Here is a 23588-nt window from a genome sequence, read left to right on the forward strand (position 1 = left end):
ATTTACGTAGAAAATATTAGTAAATAATGAAACGAAGAGATTTTTTCACCAAGATTAGGTTAACGTGATTTGAAGGTATAACTCATTTATTAAAGAAAAGTTATTTAAGTAGTAACTTTCGTCCTTAGAACCAAATGTGGCAAACCACCCTGAATGAGAAACTGTATAAATGGATTGCCATGATCCTTTGTACTCTACTTGTAAGTTTATGTAAGTGGAATAGTATAGGTAAGCCGTTGTAAATAAAATGATTATTATTAAATAAAGTTTAAAATCCTGCATGCTATAATTAAATTATACCTTTCATAGAGATTAGATTATATGCGACGCACTGATGTATTCGAAGTTACTCTCGTACTGAATCCTCTTTATAACGAGTATTTGAAAACCTTAGGATTAACGTCAAATGCAACGCAAGATGAGATAAAAAAAGCCCACAAGAAATTAGCGCGTGAAACACATCCTGACAAAAACTTACCTGCAGTTAATGAGGATCCTGAAGCATATAAAAAGCGATTAGCTGATATTCAAGGCAAATTTAACCAAATCGATACAGCCTACAAAGCACTTATTGATCCAGAAGAAAAATTTCCCAAAAATTTTTTGATTAAACTAAATGGTGAGGAAATATGTAGGGGCGGTCTTGAAGAAGTGATAACATTTCTCCAAAAACAATCGAAAGATTTTATAGAAAGTTTTAAAGCAAGCATGGACGATTTGTTAAGCAATCTATGGAATGATAATAGAGTCTATACTAACCAAGATCTCATGAAAGAATATACTTTATTAGGTCTAAACTATACGTCCCTTTCCCGCGCAGCAAGTGATGTGTTGTATGACCAACGTCAGCATGAAGCGTATAGACTAGAAGAACACAAAAAAAAACAGCGACAGTATGAGCTTATGATCGTTGACCTTATCAAATCACTTCCAAAACATTGGCAAGAAAGATCAGCAAAACCTATAGCTAACCTCCAAGAGGAAGCAGCTTTGCTCAAGGATGAAATAACTTTGAAAACGAGCTCAAACGGTTCAAGTAAAAATAAAGACACTTCATCACTAGTTAAAAAATTGGCGATGCTTGATCTCTTTATCATAATATCTGAGGTGGCTGAAGATTTACAAAAGGAAATCTATCCCCTGCACGTAGCAAAAGAGATCCTAAAAACTCAAGTAGAACTTGCAGTGAAAAAGGCAAACATTAAGCAAGAAACCTCCTCTTTACTAGGTAAGTCACATCGATTGTGGGGTGTTAAATTCAATACAAGTAAAGTTGCTGAGGCGCTGCAAAATTTTCTGGACTCGCCTCATTTTCCTCACCCAAGCAACAATCCGAGAAAAAATTCAAAATAAAATAATTAGTTTTAAGTTACACAATTTTTATTACAGGCTCACTAATAAGACATAGCGCACTTTACTTCCTCTTCATTGACGGCGCTCCTCGTACATCTTTCCTTACTTCCTCTTGTGACTTCAGTTGCCTTTTTCCATCGAGATTGCTGCTTGAGGAGGCTCTGATTAAACCTTTTCTGCCGAACATGGGGTTAGTTGTTTTTGTCATTCTACTGGATGATTTAGCTCGAACAAGTTTTGGTTTTTCTGAAACGTTTGTCAAAAATTGGTCCGCCTTAGTTAGGACATCGATTAGTTCTTGGATTCGATTTGTATAATCCCCTAAAGCTAACTTTCGATTTATTTTTTGCTTTGGTTGAAAAAATAAATCACTTACATGGAAAGGGCGATTAACCGTGTGTGTTACGGGTTTTTGCATATTAACTCCTTTTCCAGGTGAATTGTTATCAGCATTTAAAGAACTCAAATATTTATCACTAAGCGTAGTTCTTAGATCATTTCTGTGATTTTCTTCTGCAAATTTTGCTTCAGTTTCTGCTGAATTTAATTTTCTCAAAGCAGTTTGGATTTTTCCTTCAAGCTTAGTTAGTTTGTCAGTTAAAGTGTTATTATTTTGATACTCATCCAGTAATTCAGCGATTTTATTTAGGGTAGGTTTTATTTTGTTCTGGGCCTCACTACTTTTTTCTTGATTGCTTTTGTAAGTCTGAATGCTGGGATCGTCCTCTATTTCCTTTGAAATTTTTCTCTGTATTTTTAATCTAACGTAATGTTCCACTTTTCGTTCCATAAACTCCAATTTTTTATTATCTGGTAAATCTTCATACTTTTTTCTTTCATCCTCTCTTAAGCGTACATAAGTTTGTTGTTGTATTTTTGTTGGCAAAGCGTCACAAACACCTTGAGCCTCAGAACTTAATTTGTTAAAAAGATCTAAATCCGCTTTGGCTTCTTCATCTTCTTCTGATAGGTCAAAATCATGGCTCTTCATCTTCCTCTCTCCCTATGCGAACGAGTAGTTATATGATAATTATATCAAGTATTGTATACGAACTGATCACCATAACTTTTTTGGATAATTTATCTTATTAAATCAAAGACTTATGGAAAATAATGCCATTATTGGCGAAGCTTTATATTAAAGATCATTAAAAATTATTATTCATAACGCATTGAAATTTTAAACTACTTATCCGATCGTTCACATCAGAGGCTCAATTGGAGTTTCTATTGCGAGGATAGTGCAGCTAACATCCTCTAGGACTTTTAGAGGTATCAGAGACTTCGAAGTAAAGAAGCAATCAATCCTCGAAACTCGAATTAAGTTGGCAGCCTACATTAACCATAATCGTGCTGACTTGTGGGGTTATTACAGCAAAGACGTTGAAGCGTTAAGGGCTATCCTCATAGTTCACTGAAATTGTATGAGAACTTATGGAGGAAGTACGAACCCTCGTAAATGTAGGCATGCACATTCTCTTCCTGTGCCAGTTATAAAGAAGTCCATTCATGATTAGATATTAATTTTTTAAAAGGGAAACGTGTAGGACCTGCGACCCGATACCACCCTGTATTAAAATGCAGAAAATTTTTAAACATCTTGCTACAATAGCCCTTGAATGACCCCTAGCAAGATTTTATGCGGTAATAGGTACATCATTCAGAGAAAGATGTAGTCACAGTTTTAAACATTGGCGTGACGATTTAAAAAACCAGGAAGATCCAAATAATAAGGAATTTGAATGTTTAAAAAACATTTTTTTTATCATTTTATCATTTTATTTTTTGGTATAAATGTAGCTCTTAATGCTCATGCCTGGGTAAGTCCTGAGGCATTACCCGCTGTAAATTCAGTAGCAGACCCACAACTTCCTATTGTCAGTGCAAGTGCAAGTACAGAATTGCAGCCAGCGGCCAACGCTATTGATAACAATCCAGCTACTCGTTGGGAATCACAACATGGTGTTGACCCTTCCTGGTTACGTGTTGATTTAGGAAAGGCTTATAATTTATCCAGTGTTGTTATTGATTGGGAAGCTGCAAATGCAGCTCTTTATGAGGTTCAAGGATCTAACGATAATACCAATTGGACAACGCTCGCGACTAAAGCTGACGGGGTATTTGGTAATCGTACTGATACTTTGGGTATTGCGAGTGCACAACGCTATCTAAGAATCTTTGGAATAAAGCGCAGTCCAAAAAACAACTGGGGATACTCCATCTGGAATTTAAAAATTTATGGCTCTGAAATCTCTGATAATCCTCCCGAGCAAATTTATGTACCCTTATACAATCAAAACACTGTCCTAGAACCGGAAACAACGGTCAATACCTCTAGTGCTTTGATCACTCGTTTTTCGGATCGAGCACGTGACCGACATGCACGTGAAGATCAATTTCGTGCTTATGATCATTATTTAAGTTTTTACTGGATACATCGAACCGCACAAATAGAAATTATCGATGAAGTGGCGAAAGGCGGAAAACAAATTACTTTTAATGTTCGCTCTGAATGGCCTTTATCAGCACCAGAATTTCGTGCTTTTTATCGGGGAATTAATACTGTAGCGGAATATTGGCACAACGTATCGATGAAAAGAAACCCTGCCGATCGTTTAAAATATTCTACAATCATCACGACTAATAGTAAGACTAAGCGTGCCCTGCAAAAAGGGGACCGTATTGAAATTGAAGTAAGTCAGTTCCTTGCCAATCCTCCAGAAGGAAGGGCAAATTATTATGGAACGGTTTTCTTGTATATTGTTGGGCAAGGAATTGCCCCTTGGATGCCAGTAGGTACTTTTGGTGATCCTTCTACTGAACGAGAGGATTCCTATCCCTTGCCACTCCCAACATTACTGGGAGGCAAAACCACAATACATCAACAAACTTCAAATGAACCAGCCCATCTTTTCAAACAAATGGCCACCAATACCGCTCCTCAAAATGGCCAGGTTTTTATGTTGGGCCGACGTGTTCATCATACCGATATGCTTAGTGGCGCACATATGGAACAACCTAACCCAACTTTTCCTGAATTAGTAAATAAAATGAAAGGAAATTATATAAATCGTTCTTGTGTAAGCTGCCATCAAAACAATGGTCGGGGACTTCCCCCAGCAACAGGCTCAGTGTTGAATAATTATAGCGTTAAGGTGGGGGATCAAAATGGTAACATTCATCCAAGATTGGGTCGGGTCTTGCAACCATTGACTACGAGTGGAACGCCTGAAGCGACAGTCTTTATCCAAAGCTGGACTGAAACTCAAGGTTTACGTAAGCCTAATTTCCAATTCACACGTGTTACACCAGAAAAATTCTCAGCCCGTATTTCACCTCAACTCGTAGGTGTTGGATTATTAGAAGCAATCCCTGAAAGTGCAATTGTAGAACAGGCAGCGCTTAGTACCAGTAAAGGCTTAGGGGGTAGAATTAATATTGTTAAAGATATGGTAACAGGGCAACCTCGAATTGGTCGATTTGGCTGGAAGGCTGGCAAAGCGAGTGTCAAACAGCAATTAGCAGAAGCACTCAATGAGGATATGGCTGTCATGACTTCTGTGCGTCCCGATCCTGATTGCGGTTCGCAACAAACTAATTGCGGCGGCAACGGTGAGAAACTTAAGGACCAGCACCTGGATCAATTAACGAACTATATCAGGTTGTTAGGAGTACGTGCTCAACGTAATTCACAAAACTCCAGGGTAAAACAAGGGGAGCAGGTATTTAAAGATACAGGATGTAACAGCTGTCATACACCTACCTATACTACGAGCCCCTACCATCCTCTTACCGAGTTGAGAAATCAGGTCATTCATCCTTATACAGATATGCTTTTACATAATATGGGTCCAGGACTCGCATCAACATTGGGTGAAGGGAATGCTAAAGCCGAAGAATGGCGTACCGCCCCCTTATGGAACATTGGACTGACTGCAGGTGTCAGCGGTGGCGAAGCGTACTTGCATGATGGTCGTGCCCGTTCTCTTACTGAAGCCATTTTATGGCATGACGGTGATGCAGCAGCGATCCGTACGGCATATCAAAAACTCCCGAAGGATTCACAAAATATGCTGTTAGAGTTTTTGAAGTCATTGTAAGTGTCGCGAATTTTAGGCTCCTTTAATTGCATCAATCATTCGATGCTGGAGCCTAAATTTTCGTAAAATAACTCTATAGTGTGATAGGAATACTTTCTGATTTACTAATAATACTTTAAGCTTTTGTCAAAGATAATGCTTTAGAATTTAAAAAAGTCTGTCATTTTCTAGAAATTCAACCGATTTTTTTCCTGCTTTTAGGAAAGTAAATGAGCGTTATATTATTTATCCGAATCAATACTTATATTTCATAAGTGCCTTAAGTAAATTTGCAAAAAACTAAGTAAAAAGATGGGTGTCACCTACCAAAATTGGCTCGATCGTCAATTGATCAAACATGCTCAAAAATATGATCCAGGAGATGTCTATTGCGAAAAATTACATTTCTCTTTATCCATCGGTGTTTGGACGTTGTTTGGTTGTATATCCCAAAATCTATCTTGCATAATGCTTGATTAAAAATGAAAAAATAATTTGTTTAAGTTGAGCTACGGTCGATTTAATATAATTACTATCAAACAACTGCTCATGCTTCCCAAGAATATTATAGATTATTGGTAGTGGATTAATCGTCTTATCCCACCCGTTAAATCCAGTCCCAAGCAATTTATCCTGTTGTGCTTTTAGTAAAACAACTGATCCTTGTTATTGGTTTGGGGAATGCTTTTTTAATAATTCAACATTCTTTTCCATTTCAAATTTAAAAAGACTAGCTTTATGTGATTGAGGATTTATCCTTTGGTGAATGAGAAATTCATTGATGCTTATTTCAGTTTTATTTTCTGTCTGATTCGGATGATAACTATCTATCATAATAATTTGATCTAAAGATTCCGCTTTTTGTTGCAATTGTTGAGCTATTTCTAATGCTACTACACCACCAAAAGACCATCCTAAAATAGTATATGGTCCATGATCTTGTATGGTTTGAATAACACTGCAACCGATAATATATACATTGGGACACATTAGATCTTTATTAGTATATTAAAGTAAACATTTTAAACCTATACCTATTCAACGCTACTTCTTACACTCGCCTATAAATTTAAAAGATTTTGTCAGTTGACGAATCAAAGAATTCCATTTGGCTTTATCATTTTTAGGATAATAGATACGGATATTGATATTTTCATCGCAAACATAAATAGTTTTAGCGTAGACAATGCGATTGGCATTTTCAAGTATCAACACATAAGAATTATTTTTTTTGTCAACATCAGTAATACGGTAATCTTTTATATCCGCTTTGGCTGCACTTAATGATTCATCTATCGTATCTGGGTAATAGCCACCCCACACCCGTAACTCGACATCTTTAGTTCTGAATACTTGGCCATCACTGTTCTCAGATTCACCTTGAGGTATTAGGAATGAAGGATACTCAATTTGATAATTAAACCGGTCATTATAATAGGTATTAAAGTTAGCTGCGTACAGTACGCCCATCACTAAACTAATTACGCCTAAAATTAAGCATTTCATGATGAAGAAATCCTTATCTATAAAATTTAGGAATACAATACACAAAGCTGCCGGGCAACGTTGGGCTGAAGCGGACCATAATAACCATTTGGAATAATGGTATCAAACCCTCATCAATAGGGCCAATTAGCTTCTGTTACGAAAGTACGTCAATCTCCTTGCAGAAATTAATTAATGCTTTCATTATTAAGAAATTATTAAGTCACGCTAGGTTGGTAAGTGTGATGACGTAAGTATGATCAGATCTAAATTCCCTTAGCTCTTGGTTTCCCATGTGATCATCCAAATTATACCTATCAACTATGAGCGCCTCGCTTAAGCACACATCAATTATGTAAGTTTCAGCATAACCTTTTTAAGATCAATAATGGGTTGAAGTAAAGAACAGCTATCCTTTTTATTCTGAAAGAATGTTGTATGTTGCAAAGTTTTTGGTGTTACTACAGAGGGTGTTTTAGTTTTTTCAAAAGCTTGTAACTTAGCTACCAAATGAGTATGTCCCATTATTATTGCAATTTCAGAAGGGAGTATCGAAATTTTATTTACAGACTCTCCTTGGTTCTTTTTGTTGGCAATATGAGTTTGCATTCGTTTAACAACTTCTTTGCCTTCTCTTTCTGCAAAATTTTTAAAAGCTGTTTCTGTATTCATAATGGGCTTGATTACGATGTCTTTACGATCTAACAGAAGATCGACGATTTCCTCACGATTACACTGGACAGCCATAAAAAGAGGGTTGGCTCCAGTTGAGGTTGCTTGATTCGGATTGATGTTATAGGAGAGCAAAAGCTTGGCTACTTCAAGCAGCCCCCGTTCAGCGCAATACGTCAGTGCATTGTACCCATCTTTGAAAGATTGATTTGGTTCGATTCCTTTACTCAAGGCCAATTTCGTCATTTCAAGTAGATAGTCTGGCTTGCCAGCATACTTACTGATAAGCACCATTAAGCAATTTTCATCTGCAGAAAAATATTTTTTTAAAGTTTCAGCTGGATCTGGCCATGATTTAATATCTGCTTCTGTTATGATTTTTCTTTTAAGCGCATACATTACAGTATCAAAAATAACAACTGCATATAAATATTTTTCGCGTGGGGAACTTAATTTGGTGACAATATCAAACATTAAATGTTCAAGATAATTACTTTGATCAAATGCACATGAAATTTGACTTTGATATGCGGTAGATACCAAATCGCTACGAACAATCGCATTAAAACTAGGGTTTACTTTCGTAATAAAATTATAATGTCTATCTTTGTAATCATAGCATTTAAAATCACCTAAATTTTGTAAATAATATTTCGCCGGAAAAGTAATGCCACTCCATGCATCACAAACCACAGCATTTTCATTTAATGTCGATTGCTGAGCAAAATCCCAAGTTTGTGTTGCCCCAATCACATTAAAAACATGATCACCTTTATCTATATCGTATCTATATTTTGCAACACCCCATTTATTGCTTTTGCAAAAAATAGTCACAAAGGTGGCAAACTCTTCACAATTAAACATACCATCATTATTACAATCATTTAAAATAAGTTTGCTACTTAAAACAGAGGATAAGGTTATCAAAATACATATCTGGTTAGATTCAGGAGAAGTTATTTCACTAAACTGAGCATCAGCTAATAACAATTTGTAACGTTCATTTACTTTTCTATTTCTTATTGCGCGCAATCGCTCAAAATTTGCATTATTTTCAGAGCACGTTAAACCATTAGTACTAGGATGGGAGGTGGACATTTTTACAAACTTTCTAGCTGCGTTAATTGCTTCGCAAGCATGCTGTAAATTGCTATAAAGTTCAGACGATGGGTCAGGTTTATATTGGGCTACCACATCTTGGAAACTGATGGGTTCATTAAGCGGCTTTATTTTTTTTCTTAATGCTATTTGGAATAAGTTTGAAAAAATAATTGTTCTATCTTTCTCTGGCACCGTGCTATTAATGCAATCCAGAGGCAACTTACCCTCATTGTTTTTTGTGAAAATATTTTCAAGTTGTTCTTCAGGCGATAATTGCGTAATAAGTTGATAAAATTCGGCAAAAGACTGACAATTTTGCACAATGTCATGCAGTCGAGTATTACCATTCGAAAGTTCGGGATTCGGCATTTTAGATATGCTCTTTTTTTTAGCTAAAGTATCATGAAGATGCTTTTTTGTAAATATTATGTAATATTTTTATACATTTTTATTTTTGTAGGCCAAAATTCATCTACATCGTGCCCAGGAAATTTGATGTGGAGGTCTATTTGACATAATTTCGTATCGATCGATCAACATTTTCGTGTTGTGTTCCTAACTTATTCAATGGGTCTTTGAAATATTCAGGGCTCACACGCTCCATCATGCTATTATTCCAAACAATTAAATTGTATAATCTATGCCATTTAAAGCTTCACAGGTTAATTTCTAAACAATTTCACTCGCTTTCAGCGTTAATTTAGGAAGTTTTTCGCCACCTCGCTGCAGTTAAAACCAAGCGCTTCTTGAAGGATTCACTTAATTTAATTAAGTCAAAATGTATTGATCTTCAACCACTACCCCTTGAAACAGGAAAAAAATTTAATAATGGTTCAATTCACTAAAACAAACACCACACTTACTATTGATGGAAACGGCAGCGCAGGTCGGGATGGAAGCTATGGCGTTAGCGGATCGAATAGTTACACCTATCACGGTAGGAATATTCATGGTGGACCCGGAGGTAACGGGACGCCGGGTGAGAATGGCGAAAATATTCAAATACGATTACATATAAATCATCAAACGGATAAGTTGGAAATTATTTCAGCAAACCAAGTTGATGAAACATTTTACTTCCGAGATTTAAAAAAAATTAACATCGAATCGAACGGTGGAAATGGCGGTTCAGGCGGGAATGGGGGTCAAGGTATAAATGGTATAAATGGCACGGATGGCAATAACGCTACGCAATGGACTCGTAGTAGTGCGGGTACGAGTGGGACAGATGGCGGGAATGGCGGATCAGGGGGTAGTGGTGGGCCAGGTGGAAATGGTGGGGATATTGATATTACAGCTGATATCGAGGATCTTGAGGCATTGTTACTGTTCGGTTCTGTTACGAACCATGGCGGTGATGGCGGCAAAAAAGGATATGGCGGAGAAGGCGGTAGCGGCGGTCGGGCAGGTCAGGGTGGCCAAGCTTATTATTGGGTTGACCACAATTTTCATACTAATACGCATATCCAGTGTATGAATCCAGGCAGCGTGAGTGGAAGCGCTGGTCGTAACGGGGATCAAGGGTCCCAGGGTAATAGTGGAGAAAATGGACGCGCAGGAAGCTATAATTTTTCAATTCAGGGGTTGGGTCAATTCCATGGTAATTATCATATAGCTTTAGCCTTGGATACATATAACATTTCCACATCGAACAAGGACTTAATTGAACCGGGTCAGATCATACAACTACAAAACATTACTATAAAAAATACTGAAACGATGCCTACACCACCGAACATTGAAATTGAGATTCATCCCGATTCAAATGTAAAACTGTTATCTGAAAATAAAATAATAATTAAAAGTAGTATTCCTGCTTGTAGTAGTGTGAAATTAGATACACCTGTAACATTGCAAGTTGCGAATTTTGCTACCCAAGCTTTAGATAATAATTATAGGTTTGATGCGCAATTGCATTTAGAAGCAAGAACATCTCACGTTAACCAATCCATTCCTGGCCTCTCGAAAAATCCTATTAAATTACCCGTGGGTTTTCCTATTAAAACTTCAACCCTATCTTCGGATCAAAGCGCGAGTCTTAATCAGCCTGCAGCATTTGCAATAAAAGTTTGTAATGACACAGGCAGGCAATTCGGTGCAGCTCGCAAAGACGATCGTCTCGTTTCTTTAGTCCTAAAGCTTGACTCTGGGATGAGTAATAAAGATGTCGTCTTGAATACTGAAGGTGAAAATCATCTGACCTTGCCACACATTGTTAATTTTAATTCGCTTTCTGCAAACGAAATCAAAACCTTTGCAGGAACACTACAATTTATTAACCCTCCGATTAATAATGATACCGAAGCTAAATTTTCTATAGATTTGCAATTGGAAGATCCTATAACCCATGTTGTGCAAGCGATTGAGCGCCGCAACTTTGCGATACAATTTACTGAAGAATATAAGTTTAACCCTGACGCGGATATTATTTTGTTAACCAATAGTAAGGCCGATGTCAATACGGTCAGATATTGGAAAAGGATTGCCAATTCGCTGGGAACAAAAATTGCTATTTGGAATACTTCTTTGGAATCCGAGTTAAGTTATGCAAATTTATTTGTTAGAGATGGCAAATCTCTGCAAGATGCTGAAGGTAAAGTAGTGGTTGTCCTTGATAATAATTTTATAGGGGAACAAAATACAAATACAAAAATAAGTAATTCTATCGCTAATGACATTTTTATCGCCGCAAAAGAACATAATATTGCAACTTACCTTATTGGCGACCATAGGGTGGAGCCCTTTGTCATCCCTATTCAGCAAAGACCGGAAGTAATAAAATGTAGCACGCCGCATAATAAATTTTTCACCTGTAATAAAAAAAATAAATTAGAAACCATGGCAGAAAATTATATCAAGGATCGATCGCTTAAAAATCCTGAAAAAACTTATATTACGACTTATCAATTTACACCCCATGAAAAAAGTGCAGCTTTTGCTGACCTTTGTGAATTAGGTGTACTTGATATTTATGAGGGATTACCTCGTAATAAATTATTAATTGCAACGCGTAAAGATAGTAATCATTGGGATTTAAAACAACACGATCTTTTTGTGACAGCCAAATTGTTAAGTTTCAGCCGTAAAATTCAAAATTACTTTAACCCTAAATCAGATACTTCCGTTTTGGGTGCTTCTATTTTGTCTGATTTATGCAACGAGTTCATGACGTATTCATTAGATGAATGGAAAACCAACACAAATGAAGAGAAATTGCGCAGCAAGCTTACTCTAATGAAAGAATTTTTAGCAGTTCATTATTCTGAAATTCCACATGCTAAGAAAAAAAACTGGGTAAAGTTAGTACTGGAATATAAATACATTTTAGAGCATTTATTAACTTTAAAACAAAAACTAAGTTTCAACGCAACGGTACCTGCTGTGATTAATCATATTGGGTTAGCAGCAATTAAGGTATGGTTTAAAGAAGCTAAAGTCGGAGAAGATACATCAGCTTTATATAAGCAAATAAAATCGAAATGGGGTCATTTAGATCGTAAACATTTACTACAAACAGTATTAGCACCCATTCCACTCGAGATTAAAAGTAATTTTACTGCAGATAAGTTCATTGATAAAGACGATTTCGATAATACTTATGTTAAGCCCCGCGCAGAAATGAAGGGATTTAGTCTTTTCAAAAAGCAAGTTTCTCCGACAAAGCAAATACAATATCATCGTGATCACTGTATATTTACGAAGTGATATAATAATGCAGCTTTATCAACCTTATAAAAGTAATTTTCGTATGCTTATAAAGGTGATGAAGTTAAGAAGAATAAATTTTCTACTTATATTAAAGCGTGCCAACATAAATTTGAAAATATTTTATTGAGGATGCCTGAAAAATTTATAGAAATTTCAGGCGATGCGGCATTTGTTGAAATCATTGAAGAAATTCAAAATGAATATAATGATAAAGTTAAAAGTGCAAACTTACATTATGATTTTTCTGAGTTAGAATTCAATTACCAAGCAATTAAAAAATCATTGGCTCAAACGATTTCATAATAAAAAAAACAGTTGATAATCGAGGTAGACAAAATAATTTTTTTGATGCATCTTTAAGAAATGCGTATGCACGCAATAATAATAACAATAATAACAATGTATCGGAATCTAATAAAATAGATGGATCGACGCCTGTCACTCATTCTTAGAATCTCAGTGCTTTCATAAAAGAGCCGCTACGCGTATAGAGATTGAAATATTATTAATCATTCTTACTCTTTCATTTGTATTATGGTTTGCAAAAAATTTCCCAAAGATGAAACTAGCTATCTCGATGACAATGCTATCATTAAAAATATGGTTAGCAGGACTATAAGTAATCCGCATAAGTTTTTACTCGATATCTACACATGTTATTTAATAAGCACTGGATTTTTTTGATTGGAACAAGAGGTCAGAGATGATTGAATTATATAAAACCCTGATGTGCTTTGTGAAGGATACATATCTCAGGTATAAAAGATAGTATATCGCTATCTTCATCTTTACTTGATCAGTTTGAAAGATGAAGATAGCCAAGTCATACCAAACGAACAGGGCAAACTATCTTCGATGTTACTGCATCCAGTTTAAGCCTGTGGATATTGCAGTAAGTAATGTTGTACTTAATAAATAAGAATTTGCTAAACTAATCGCGTTCCATCATTCTTAAAAATTGCGTTTAATTTTAAACTCAGCAATTGCTTCTTCAGATTTCAAAGAAGCTGGCGCAGATGGAAAAAATCTTGCATTATCTGTAAGAAGCGATTTTTTATGCGCCTGTTTTTTAAATGAATCGGTGCTCTCTATCAGCGCCAATCTCATTTCTGGGGAAGAGTCACCGTCGTGTTTCCCCGTAATGAATTTATAGTAAAGATCAGGTTTTATTTTTAATACAGCATCAACTAGTTTTTGTGCATTCACAGGTGGTGCTTCTGTATCGCTCAATCCTTGAATAATACGCACATTAACATTTCTCAGTTGGGTTAATAAACTCTCGTTTAATACATTGAAATTTTCATAAGCATACCTAAAAAGAGAACTTTCAAAAATTGAAATGGATCTAGCCCTTGGGTTGAATTCATCTAACCTTGGACGTTTATATAAATTATTTAAAGCATCTTCAGTGGGATCATCATTAAAGTCTTCATAGGCAGTCCATAAATATTGAGCTATAGGGTCATTTTTTAAAACGCAAAGTTGATAATAAGTATCAACAAACATTTGCGCATGGTTTGGATCAATAGGTAACCCTTGTGAATTCGCATAATCCAATAAGCTTTGCATCGCTTTCGTTCCTAACTTCGGAAAACGCTGTTTCATGCAATGGATGTTGAAATAAGCATCCATTTCTTGTGGCGAATTTAAAAAAATTCCATAGATGATGAGTCCAGAAACTCTTTCTGGGTACTTTTCGCTATAATACAAAGATAATGTTGATCCCCAGGACCCACCAAAAACTAACCATTGAGGTACGCTAAGATATTCGCGTAATTTTTCAAGATCAGCGATCATCTCATCAATAGTTAAATCTTTGAAATAATCTGAATTGATTTCTTTATTTCTAATTGAAGGAATGGAGTTGCCCGTACCCCGTTGGTCATAGAGGATGATTCGATAATGATTCGGATCAAACCATTGGCTCGATTCAGCAGAGGCATGACCACCTGGCCCGCCGTGATTATAAACTACAGCTGGTCCCCAAGGATTGCCCCTTTGTTCATAATAGATTGAGGTATGATTATCGACTTTAACTTGCCCTGAATCGAATAATTTCCCGATGGGATAGAAAGGGGTGGATTTATTCTTTACCATGACTTCTCCTGGATATTAGAAACTTCATATCATTAGGTAGCTTTTTTTAAAGCCGGTCAATACGATGGATACTCATTGCCTCCAAAGTATTCTCAGGCTACGTTGAACGATGCAGAGGCTGAAACCGAATTAGCCCGTGAAGCGCAGCTAAACCTGAACACTTCGCAGTAATCCTTACTTTTGAGCGTCCTCATTTTATCGTAAGATTGGCGCCAGTTGATGCCCCTTTCTGCAGCATATTTATTGTTTAATGGGGGAGGATTATGATTCATATTGATTAATTCGCTAATTTTTGAGCATTAATTAAACAATTTATTGTATTTTCTTAAGTGACACATTAGGATAGGAACCTTTATCTTATCCTTCTCCCCAACCATAGAAGTTATTAGGAGCTGATTTAATGATCACCGAAGATAAGAAAGTCACAACACTAGGCGTCTTAATTTGGATACTTGCGTCTTTGTTTTTCCTCTATGAATTCTTCCTTCGTACATTCATCGGTACGGTCGCCAATCAAGTCATGAATGATCTAACACTCACGGTGGGAACGTTTGCTTGGGTGACTTCTGCCTATTATTTTTCTTACGCTGCTATGCAAATTCCTGTTGGTATATTATTAGATAAATTTGGTGTTAGAAAAATTTTAATTTTTGCAACGAGTGTTTGTGCTTTCTCAAGTTTTTGTTTTGCGCATTCCAGTAATTTTCCGCTAGCTTTTTTAAGTCGACTCATTATGGGGTTTGGTTCGGCATTTGGATTTATTTGTTTATTAGTCGTTGCATCCAATTGGTTTCCGCGACGATACACAGGCGTTGTGAGTGGCACATCTCAATTTATAGGTACGTTGGGTCCTATACTTGCAGGGGGGCCCATGGTAACTCTCCTTATGGCCACAAGTTTAAGTTGGCAACGACTTATGGATATGATCGGATTAATGGGATTTGCACTTGCGTTTATTATGTTATTTGTGATTAAAAATAAAAATCGTGACGGCAAAAGTATAACGATTTATTTGCAAAGAGAACGTCCCATTTTACATTATTTAAAAACTTTGAGTAAAAATCCGCAAGTTTGGTTTATCGCTGCTTATTCAGGAATGATTTATGTTCCCATGACTTTGCTAGGTGGTGTTTGGGGCATTCCTTATTTAGAATCTTTAGGGTTTACCAATGCTCAAGCCGCCAATGTCATCTCTGTGACATGGATGGGTTATGCAATCGGCGCCATTTCGTTTGGTGGTATCTCAGATCGAATTGAACGACGACGTCCCGTGCTTGTTTTTTCTGCATTGATGGGCATTGGCTTGGTGCTAGGCATGATTATGTTTACCCATCAATCCATTTATTTTTATACAACTCTTTTCTTGCTACTCGGTTTCAGTTCCGCTGGCCAAACCGTTGCTTTTTCTGTTATTGCCGAGCATGTTGATTTGGCGACTAAAGCGACTGCCATGGGTATTAACAATACAAGCATCACATTATTATCTTCATTTACGCCCATTGCGGCGGGTTATTTGATTCATGCAATGCACACGGGTGATCCTGCGACATTGCTGCCTAGAGACTTCTTTAGCAGTTTTATGATCATGCCAATTCTAAGCGCGATTGCGGGAACGATTGCAATTTTCTTTATCAAAGAAACCTATTGTAAGTACCAAAAAGATCCCATTTACTTGAAGGTTGATTATAAAACGGAAGCAGGTTAATCCATTATGACCGGCATTCCTATAAACCGATAGTTGGCGTACAAAGTTACTTTTTCTCCATCATGTTCAAAAGCCTAGATTGCTTCCTCGATCCTTCACTGCAATCTAGGCTTTTTGGCAATTTAGCAATTAAAGTATCTATAACTTACGAAACTGAATTGAGTTGTCACTCCCTCCTTAAATTAATCATGTTGCTACACTCACGATAACCTCAATATAATCCTAACCTTTTTGAAAAAAATTTCAGTTTATCGCAGCAATAGAATCTCTAAGAAAACTTACTTATTTGCAAGTATCCAGTGGCATATTGATAAATAAATCGCTGGCAATACATTCCTTTGACTCGCTTAATACGTTAATGTATTCTCCAGCACTCAATTTAAACCTAATAATAAAAAAGTTGAATTCATGAAAGCACCGAATCCCTTAGTTACAGCATTAAAAAATAATTTACGCGAAGAAGCGATTAAATTTTACAACAAGGTTATCAATTAGAATCAGCCGATCTTGATGATGTGTTGCACGTTACTAAAGAAATAAATGATCCAGAGACTTTAGTAACTTTAAAATACATACGGGAAAATTCATCGATTTGGAAATGCTAGAATTATTGGGTCTATATCAAGCTTTACCCAAAGATTGTTCTCTCGAAACTATAAAATTTATTCTTTATCTGGAAGGCTTGGAGGGAATACGACCTCAAAATTTCATGCGGCCGAATTTAAACATGCACGGCTGTACTGGATTGCAATTACCGATAGACATTGCAACAACTAAAGGCTTAGAAGAAACTGTTAAATTACTTATAAATAATGGTATAGAAGAACGTACTTTTAATTTATTATTTCCCTTAGTCAATCTTAACTTTTTTGCATGCATCGATCCGTTAGATCTGAACAAATTTATTCAGTATATTAATAATCTTTTTGGAGGACGAACTCGTTCTTTCATAACTGATTTAGAAGAACGATGTAGGATAGCTGAATTATTTATCAAACACGCTAATCACACATTTCCTACTGAAGATGAGAAAGCGGTAGATTCTAAAAAAATATCTTATACCTTGCTGCCTTTCTTTATTTGGCTTGCTAAAAATAATCGCGCCGATTTATTAGAAAATAATACCTTGCGTCATTTTTTTACCATCGCTACCCTTTTGCCTCTTAATACCTATGTGTACGCGTTCATCACTACAGCTTAGTTACGCGTGAGGATTGCTTTCCTTCTCTTGGCACTTAGTGAAATACTTTAGGGAATTAAAAGTAATTAAAGCTTTATTCTGTAGTACCAAAGACGATGGTGGTTCAAAATATGATCAGGATGTACAAATAATATCGATTAATAAGCTACAAAAAGCTGGGTATAAATAAGCTAAGTATTTTAAAATATTTAGACAGGGCAGAAGATTAGCTTAAAATATGATGGATTCTTTCTAGCACAGTTTACAAGCGTCTATTTTTGAAAAGGGATGTTTCATGATGACGATCGAGGAGCTTAAATCAACTGAAGAAAAACCCGTAATTATTGCGAGTAAACAAGGTGTTATTATCTTTGTTAATCATCAATTCGAAAAAATATTTGAATGGAAATTTAATGAAATTGTTGGTAAACCCATAACCACTATTATTCCTCCAAATTTTCATGATGCACATCACTTGGGTTTTTCTCGATTTCAAAATACAGAAGTGTCGACAATTTTAAATCATCCACTTAAGTTAAATGCAATTAAAAAAAATGGCGACATATTTGCAGCAGAACATATTATTCAAGCAGAAAAAATTGACGACGCATGGGTATTTGCTGCAACCATTGAGCCCATTGAGAAAATGACATGACTAACAAAGAAGATCAACTTTTACAAGAATTACGAGGCACCTTAGGTAAAATGGAGCTGTCATTAGACGCAATAGATGATGGAATTGCGTGGCTCGATGGTACAGGAATTATTCAATGGAGCAATGGTCAATTCAGTGAATTGGTTAAACGATCTAGCATTGAAATATTAGGCCAGCCTATCCAGGCACTTTTATCATTAAAAAATAAAAATGAAGCTATCGACTGGTCAATACTTTTAAATAATGTATCTAAGTATAGCCGACCTTCTTTATTTGAATTGGAAGGTAACAAGGCCATCAAGTTTTTGGAAGTTTCTGTTCGGAATTTTCATACTGTAAGAAAAGATATAAATATAGTGGTCGTGCTGCATGATGTAACTGAAAAACAATTAAATGAAGAAGCTATTAGAGAAACCAATGATGAATTACAACTTGTCAATCTCGAATTAGCTAAAAGCGACTTAATAAAATCAAAGCTCGCAGCAATCGTTGAATCAACTGATGATGCTATTATTGGCAGAACCTTGGATGGCATTATAGAAAGTTGGAATAAAGGGGCTGAACAGCTCTATGGATATAAAGCGGAGGAAGTGTTAGGAAAGTTAGTAAGTTTTATTTATCCACCCAATCGTCAAGAAGAATTTTATCATTCAACTGAACAAGTCAAAAATGGTAAGCCATTTAAGTTGCTTGATACAGAAAGAATGCATAAAGACGGTCATGTTATACCTGTATCTATCATGATGTCACCTATTAAAAATGAAAAAGGGGAAATTATTGGATCATGTAGTATAGCGCGTGATAATACTGAATTAAAAAATATGCTTAATATGAAAAATGATTTTATTTCTATTGTTAGTCATGAATTGCGAACACCGCTAACGTCAATTCAAGGGTCGTTATCCTTATTAGTCGCGGGAGCAGCCGGAAATTTACCAGAAAAAGCGCAAAAGCTTTTGAGTATCGGCAAACAAAATAGCGAACGTTTGATTCGCTTAATTAATGATATTTTAGATATTCAGAAAATGGAATCAGGCAGCATAGAATTTCATCGAGAGCCAATGAATATTGGCAATCTCATACAAGAAGCGCTTTTAGTTAATCAAGCTTATGCTGAACAATTCAATATTAAGATTAAATTAATTCAAGAATCCTCAGCCCCTGTTAATGTAGATCGAGATAGAATTTTACAGGTTTTAACTAATTTGCTTTCTAATGCTATAAAATTTTCAAGTGGCGATGAAATTAAAATTCGTATATTTGAACACCACAAAAATATTAGGGTGGAAATTAGCAATAAAGGAGCTCGCATACCTGAAGAGTTTCATTCACGTATCTTTCAGAAATTTTCTCAAGCGAGTAGTTCATCAAATAGAACCAAAGCTGGTACTGGGTTAGGGTTAAGTATTAGCAAGGAGATTATAGAAAAGCATGAGGGGGAAATTGGATTTATTAGTGAACCGCATTCAGAAACAATTTTTTATTTTGAGTTACCTATTTATACCAAGCCATTCCAAGCGGGAAAGTTTTTTAGTAAAATTCCTACGGTTTTAATTTGCGAAAATGATGAATCGTTAGCACACTATCTGAAAATGATTTTTGAACAAAACGATATTAAGGCAATCATTATTAATAGTGTTCATGAAATTAAAAAAGTAATCGCTGAACAGCACATCGATGCGTTACTATTAGATTTAATCATGCCCAAAACAAATGAAATTAATCTCATTAAGGAATTAAAGGATTTAACCCCCCAAGTTTCTATTATTGTCTTATCAGTTATTACTCAAAGTGGAGAAAAACAATTAAATGGAAATGCTATTCCCATTTTGGACTGGTTAGAAAAGCCCATTGATCTTAGTCGTCTGCTGGAAGCAGTACAATCATTGAAAAAACAGGCTGAAGTTAACGCGCCCAATATTTTACATGTTGAGGATAATGAAGATTTGAGCCAAATTATTGCTAGTTTACTGCAGAATGAAGCTAATATGTATAGTGTAACAAATGTTAAAGAAGCAAAAGAAACATTAGAAAAGAATTGTTATGATCTTGTTATTTTAGATTTAATGTTGCCGGATGGTACGGGTATAGAATTATTACCTATTATTAGCAATAAAAATATCCCTGTTCTCGTTTTTTCTGCTTATGAATTACCCCAGAATTATGCTAGTTATGCGGTAAAAACATTAATTAAATCGCAAACATCCCCCAATGAATTTGTTCAAAATATCAAAAAAATATTGATAAAAAAATCATACCTCGATCATTCCAAAGATTAATCGATAAGTGTTGTGTCTCTATGACGATTTCTAACGAGTTTCGTAATACTGATCATAACCATTTGCCATAGCATGAAATTATAAGGAGGGGATATGTTTAAATTGTTTTAAAGTATTAGATTTGAATCTTAAATTGTAAAAATACTATGATTTTAACTCGGTTATTATTGCAGGCTCTTTTCTAAATAGAAAAAATACTCCTATAAAAGCTCCTAAAATAATAAAACTAGTCGCATATAATCCTAAACTATAGGCCCATGTAAAGGATTGTTTAGTAACTTGATATAAATGTTGAATTTGGGGTTGATTAGAATTTAAAACTGTACCTTGATGATCAATTAAAAATCTCTCAAGATCTTTGGGTGTGAGGTCGGGATAAATATCTTGGTTTTTTTGTAGAAAAGATCTTAGAAAGAAAAAATTTGATCCAACAATAATAGCAGTGAGTATTGCCAAGCTTACACTATTGGAAATTTGCCGCGTTGCGCTTAAAATACCCGAAGTAATTCCTCGCTTCTTTTCACCTACTGAAATCAAGGCAGCTGCGTTACTTGATGTTAAAACAAAAGGAATACCAATGTTAAATAAAATAATACCAGGTAATAATAACCAATAATTACCGTAAGAGGCTAAACTAGCTTTTAATATTAATCCTACGCAGCAAAGGATGAGTCCTGTAAAAATAGGAATTTTATAACCAAATTTATCTAACATTTTACCCGCAAAGGGTGCTGCAAGCATGACACATAAAACATTTGGGAAAAAAAGTAACCCAGCTTCTGCAGGGGATTTACCTAAGACTTCTTGAAAAAATATTGCGTCATAAATAAATAAAGCATTAGAACCAGATGTTGTAAAAAACAATATGGTTGCAGAAAGAACTAATTTGTTTTTATAAATACTAAAATCCACGATAGGAGAACTTTCTTGTTTTTCGACAAAATAAAATATGATTAAAGAAATAATTGACGTAAGAAGCAACCCGCCTATCAAATACCATTCATTTTTATAATTTGGGCTTTCCATTAAGCCTATTACAAGTGTCGAGATACCAATTGATAAAAAAATGAAGCCACGCCAATCGAACTTTTTCGATATAGGGACATAAACAATCGAATGCGTTAACATTTTTAACCCTAGTAAACAAATAATTCCCAAAGGTACATTAATCCAGAAAATTAAACGCCATGAAAAATATTCAGTAAATAATCCACCGATAAGGAGTGCAAGCGGTAAAAATAATAGGGAGCTTCCCATGTAGATGCCCATTGCTTTACCTTTTTCATGGTGTGGAAAAGCATTGATAATCATTACGGCCGCGTTTGGTATCATTAGAGCTGCGCCAAATCCTTGAATAGCACGACTGGAAATAAGCCAAAATTTCTCTGGGGCAATTGCACATAAAATGGAAGCTATGATAAAGATAATGAGACCACTAATCATGGCGCGCTGATGTGATAATTTATCGCCTAAATAACCACCTAAAATTAAAAATACAGCGAGAACCAATAGATAAGCATTGTTTACCCATTGTAAAGTGGATTGTGATAGATAAAAAGCAAGTTGGATTTTAGGTAAGGCTATTGCAACTGCCGTCATATCGATAAAAGTCATGCCCAAAGAAATAGACATTACACTTAAAATTGCCCACTTCTTTTTAGAATCTTCCACGAATCATTCCCTGAAATTAAGATTAGGAAGCTGGTAAATTAAGTAAAAGCAAATTAGTTAATCAAAGCTTACCAATTCTACCACTACCATTAACAAAAAGAATTTGTAATAAACCCCAGCATCTTTAGATTAAAAAAAGGGATCGCTACTGCAACATCAGAAGGATGACCCATTCGATTCATGGGGATCGATTGTGAGAAACTTTTCTCAATATAAAGATTTCCTTGAAAGGTACGGTCAGGTTTCTTTCGTGTGATGCAGGTAATGTGATGGCCTTTTGCACTGAATCGCGTTGCTATCGCAAAGCCGATACCCATCTTTGCGATAGTTATAATAAAAGTTCGCGTTGAGAGTGCGTTCTTGTCTTTCACTAAGGTTCCTTAATTCTCTTCAGTATGCTGAAGACATAACAATGAAGTCAAGGGTAGCTATTCTCATCATAATAATTTAAGTATATGTTTTTATTAATTATTTAAAGGTATAGGTATTTTATTATCATGCTTTAAATATTAAAACATTATAAAGTGCATCGATTATGACTGAAAATTGGAATCAAATTCTAAAAGACTTTGTAACACAATTTTTAGCGGATACTGGCATTTTATCATTAGCTCCAAGCGATAACTATCATGATTGTCTATGCAAGGTTTTCCACAGAAAAACCTGGAAGATTCGCAACCCGTGACCTATTAGAAAAAGTAATGCAGGAAATGTCGTTGTTGATAGAAAGCTAAATCGTAAGTAATATTTACCAACAACCCGACAGCAGTAATTAAACTAGCAACGAGTAACGGACATACGCGGCAGAGTTTGCGTAGCTCTATTCATTGATTAGCAAACTATTGTTGAGCAATTGGACTTGGTAGTGCGAGTGAACGTGAATTGAAGGAAAAGGAATTTAATGAATTTTTAGTAAAATAAATAGAAGTTTTAAATTGTTATTTTAAATGATGGCTATGCTAGTAGTGACTAGTAAATTTATCTATATTAACAACTTAATTAAACAACCTAGTTTATACAAAATCCCCAGGGTCTGGTAAAGATTATAACTATGAAGTTATTAATTTTAAATTTTTAAAAAAACTGCCTTAATAATAATATCTTTGTTAATGGGTATACTTTAATTAATAGTGTATTTGTCATTAAAAGGTGATTATATGTCAGTCAACTGGAATGAAATTTTAACCGAGATCGTTAATAAATTTTCCGCTGATATCGGAATTATCCACCGTTTAAATTTTGAAGATGACCATCTATACTCTGTGGTTCGTGTCGGTGTTTTCCCACCAGAAGTTATTCAATTTACACAACGCGTTCCTATAGGTAAAGGTATATCAGGAATGACAGTGCAGACTAAAAAACCTTTAGTTTTTAATAATTTACTTACTGCTACCTCACCTATAATAAGGCCAGGTGCACGCACAGTAGGAATACGGGGAATGGTATGCGTACCCATTTTTCTCAATCAAGAAGTCATTGGAACATTGGGCTTAGGATGTGCACACGAGCGTGAATTTACGACAGAAGAAATAGCTCAAATATCTGAAATAGCAAACCAATATGCGTATGAGCTGTGTCGAGAGGCTAATTACGTATAAGCTTA

The 23588-nt window shown here is 35.4% G+C and carries 16 protein-coding genes; 9 read left to right on the forward strand and 7 right to left on the reverse strand.

Annotated features, from left to right (window positions below; all coding sequences use genetic code 11):
- Positions 1-321 precede the first annotated feature (321 nt).
- Entirely contained in the window at positions 322-1353 is a 1032-nt protein-coding gene (locus H0W64_09260; protein ID MBA3661904.1) for a DnaJ domain-containing protein, read from the forward strand.
- A 61-nt stretch (positions 1354-1414) separates the two neighbouring features.
- Here H0W64_09260 and H0W64_09265 read toward each other — a convergent pair whose 3' ends face one another.
- Positions 1415-2344 (reverse strand): hypothetical protein, encoded by a 930-nt coding sequence (locus H0W64_09265; GenBank protein ID MBA3661905.1) that lies wholly within the window; start codon positions 2342-2344, stop codon positions 1415-1417.
- 751 nt (positions 2345-3095) lie between these two features.
- Between H0W64_09265 and H0W64_09270 the strand changes: the two genes are divergently transcribed.
- Positions 3096-5453, forward strand: coding sequence for a discoidin domain-containing protein (locus H0W64_09270; protein ID MBA3661906.1), 2358 nt, complete (start codon positions 3096-3098; stop codon positions 5451-5453).
- A gap of 645 nt (positions 5454-6098) precedes the next feature.
- Here H0W64_09270 and H0W64_09275 read toward each other — a convergent pair.
- From H0W64_09275 to H0W64_09285, 3 genes are all read right to left on the reverse strand, one after another.
- The gene (locus H0W64_09275) at positions 6099-6422 is read right to left on the reverse strand and encodes a hypothetical protein (GenBank protein ID MBA3661907.1); all 324 of its coding nucleotides are present in this window, start codon (positions 6420-6422) and stop codon (positions 6099-6101) included.
- Positions 6423-6476: 54 nt separating this feature from the next.
- The gene (locus H0W64_09280; GenBank protein ID MBA3661908.1) at positions 6477-6938 is read right to left on the reverse strand and encodes a hypothetical protein; all 462 of its coding nucleotides are present in this window, start codon (positions 6936-6938) and stop codon (positions 6477-6479) included.
- A gap of 330 nt (positions 6939-7268) precedes the next feature.
- Positions 7269-8882, reverse strand: a complete 1614-nt coding sequence (locus tag H0W64_09285; protein MBA3661909.1) for an ankyrin repeat domain-containing protein — start codon at positions 8880-8882, stop codon at positions 7269-7271.
- Between the two features lie 636 nt (positions 8883-9518).
- On the opposite strand from H0W64_09285, the gene H0W64_09290 reads away from it, so the two are divergent.
- Together H0W64_09290 and H0W64_09295 are read left to right on the forward strand one after the other, a co-directional pair.
- Positions 9519-12395: a hypothetical protein gene (locus H0W64_09290; GenBank protein ID MBA3661910.1), complete on the forward strand. Its 2877-nt coding sequence runs from the start codon at positions 9519-9521 to the stop codon at positions 12393-12395.
- A gap of 132 nt (positions 12396-12527) precedes the next feature.
- The gene (locus H0W64_09295) at positions 12528-12701 is read left to right on the forward strand and encodes a hypothetical protein (GenBank protein ID MBA3661911.1); all 174 of its coding nucleotides are present in this window, start codon (positions 12528-12530) and stop codon (positions 12699-12701) included.
- A gap of 648 nt (positions 12702-13349) precedes the next feature.
- On the opposite strand, the gene H0W64_09300 is transcribed toward H0W64_09295, so the two are convergent.
- Positions 13350-14495: an alpha/beta fold hydrolase gene (locus H0W64_09300; GenBank protein MBA3661912.1), complete on the reverse strand. Its 1146-nt coding sequence runs from the start codon at positions 14493-14495 to the stop codon at positions 13350-13352.
- 400 nt (positions 14496-14895) lie between these two features.
- Between H0W64_09300 and H0W64_09305 the strand changes: the two genes are divergently transcribed.
- From H0W64_09305 to H0W64_09320, 4 genes are all read left to right on the forward strand, one after another.
- Positions 14896-16200, forward strand: coding sequence for an MFS transporter (locus H0W64_09305; GenBank protein MBA3661913.1), 1305 nt, complete (start codon positions 14896-14898; stop codon positions 16198-16200).
- A gap of 598 nt (positions 16201-16798) precedes the next feature.
- Positions 16799-17401, forward strand: coding sequence for a hypothetical protein (locus tag H0W64_09310; protein MBA3661914.1), 603 nt, complete (start codon positions 16799-16801; stop codon positions 17399-17401).
- A 274-nt stretch (positions 17402-17675) separates the two neighbouring features.
- Positions 17676-18035, forward strand: coding sequence for a PAS domain S-box protein (locus H0W64_09315; GenBank protein MBA3661915.1), 360 nt, complete (start codon positions 17676-17678; stop codon positions 18033-18035).
- The gene (locus H0W64_09320; GenBank protein MBA3661916.1) at positions 18032-20314 is read left to right on the forward strand and encodes a response regulator; all 2283 of its coding nucleotides are present in this window, start codon (positions 18032-18034) and stop codon (positions 20312-20314) included. Before H0W64_09315 ends, H0W64_09320 begins: the two co-directional genes overlap by 4 nt.
- 144 nt (positions 20315-20458) lie before the next feature.
- Here H0W64_09320 and H0W64_09325 read toward each other — a convergent pair whose 3' ends face one another.
- Together H0W64_09325 and H0W64_09330 are read right to left on the reverse strand one after the other, a co-directional pair.
- Positions 20459-21985: an MFS transporter gene (locus H0W64_09325; protein MBA3661917.1), complete on the reverse strand. Its 1527-nt coding sequence runs from the start codon at positions 21983-21985 to the stop codon at positions 20459-20461.
- An 89-nt stretch (positions 21986-22074) separates the two neighbouring features.
- The gene (locus H0W64_09330) at positions 22075-22356 is read right to left on the reverse strand and encodes a hypothetical protein (protein MBA3661918.1); all 282 of its coding nucleotides are present in this window, start codon (positions 22354-22356) and stop codon (positions 22075-22077) included.
- A gap of 786 nt (positions 22357-23142) precedes the next feature.
- On the opposite strand from H0W64_09330, the gene H0W64_09335 reads away from it, so the two are divergent.
- Positions 23143-23583: a GAF domain-containing protein gene (locus tag H0W64_09335; GenBank protein ID MBA3661919.1), complete on the forward strand. Its 441-nt coding sequence runs from the start codon at positions 23143-23145 to the stop codon at positions 23581-23583.
- Positions 23584-23588 lie beyond the last annotated feature (5 nt).

This window comes from Gammaproteobacteria bacterium, from assembly GCA_013816845.1.
Taxonomy (GTDB): domain Bacteria; phylum Pseudomonadota; class Gammaproteobacteria; order DSM-16500; family DSM-16500; genus Aquicella.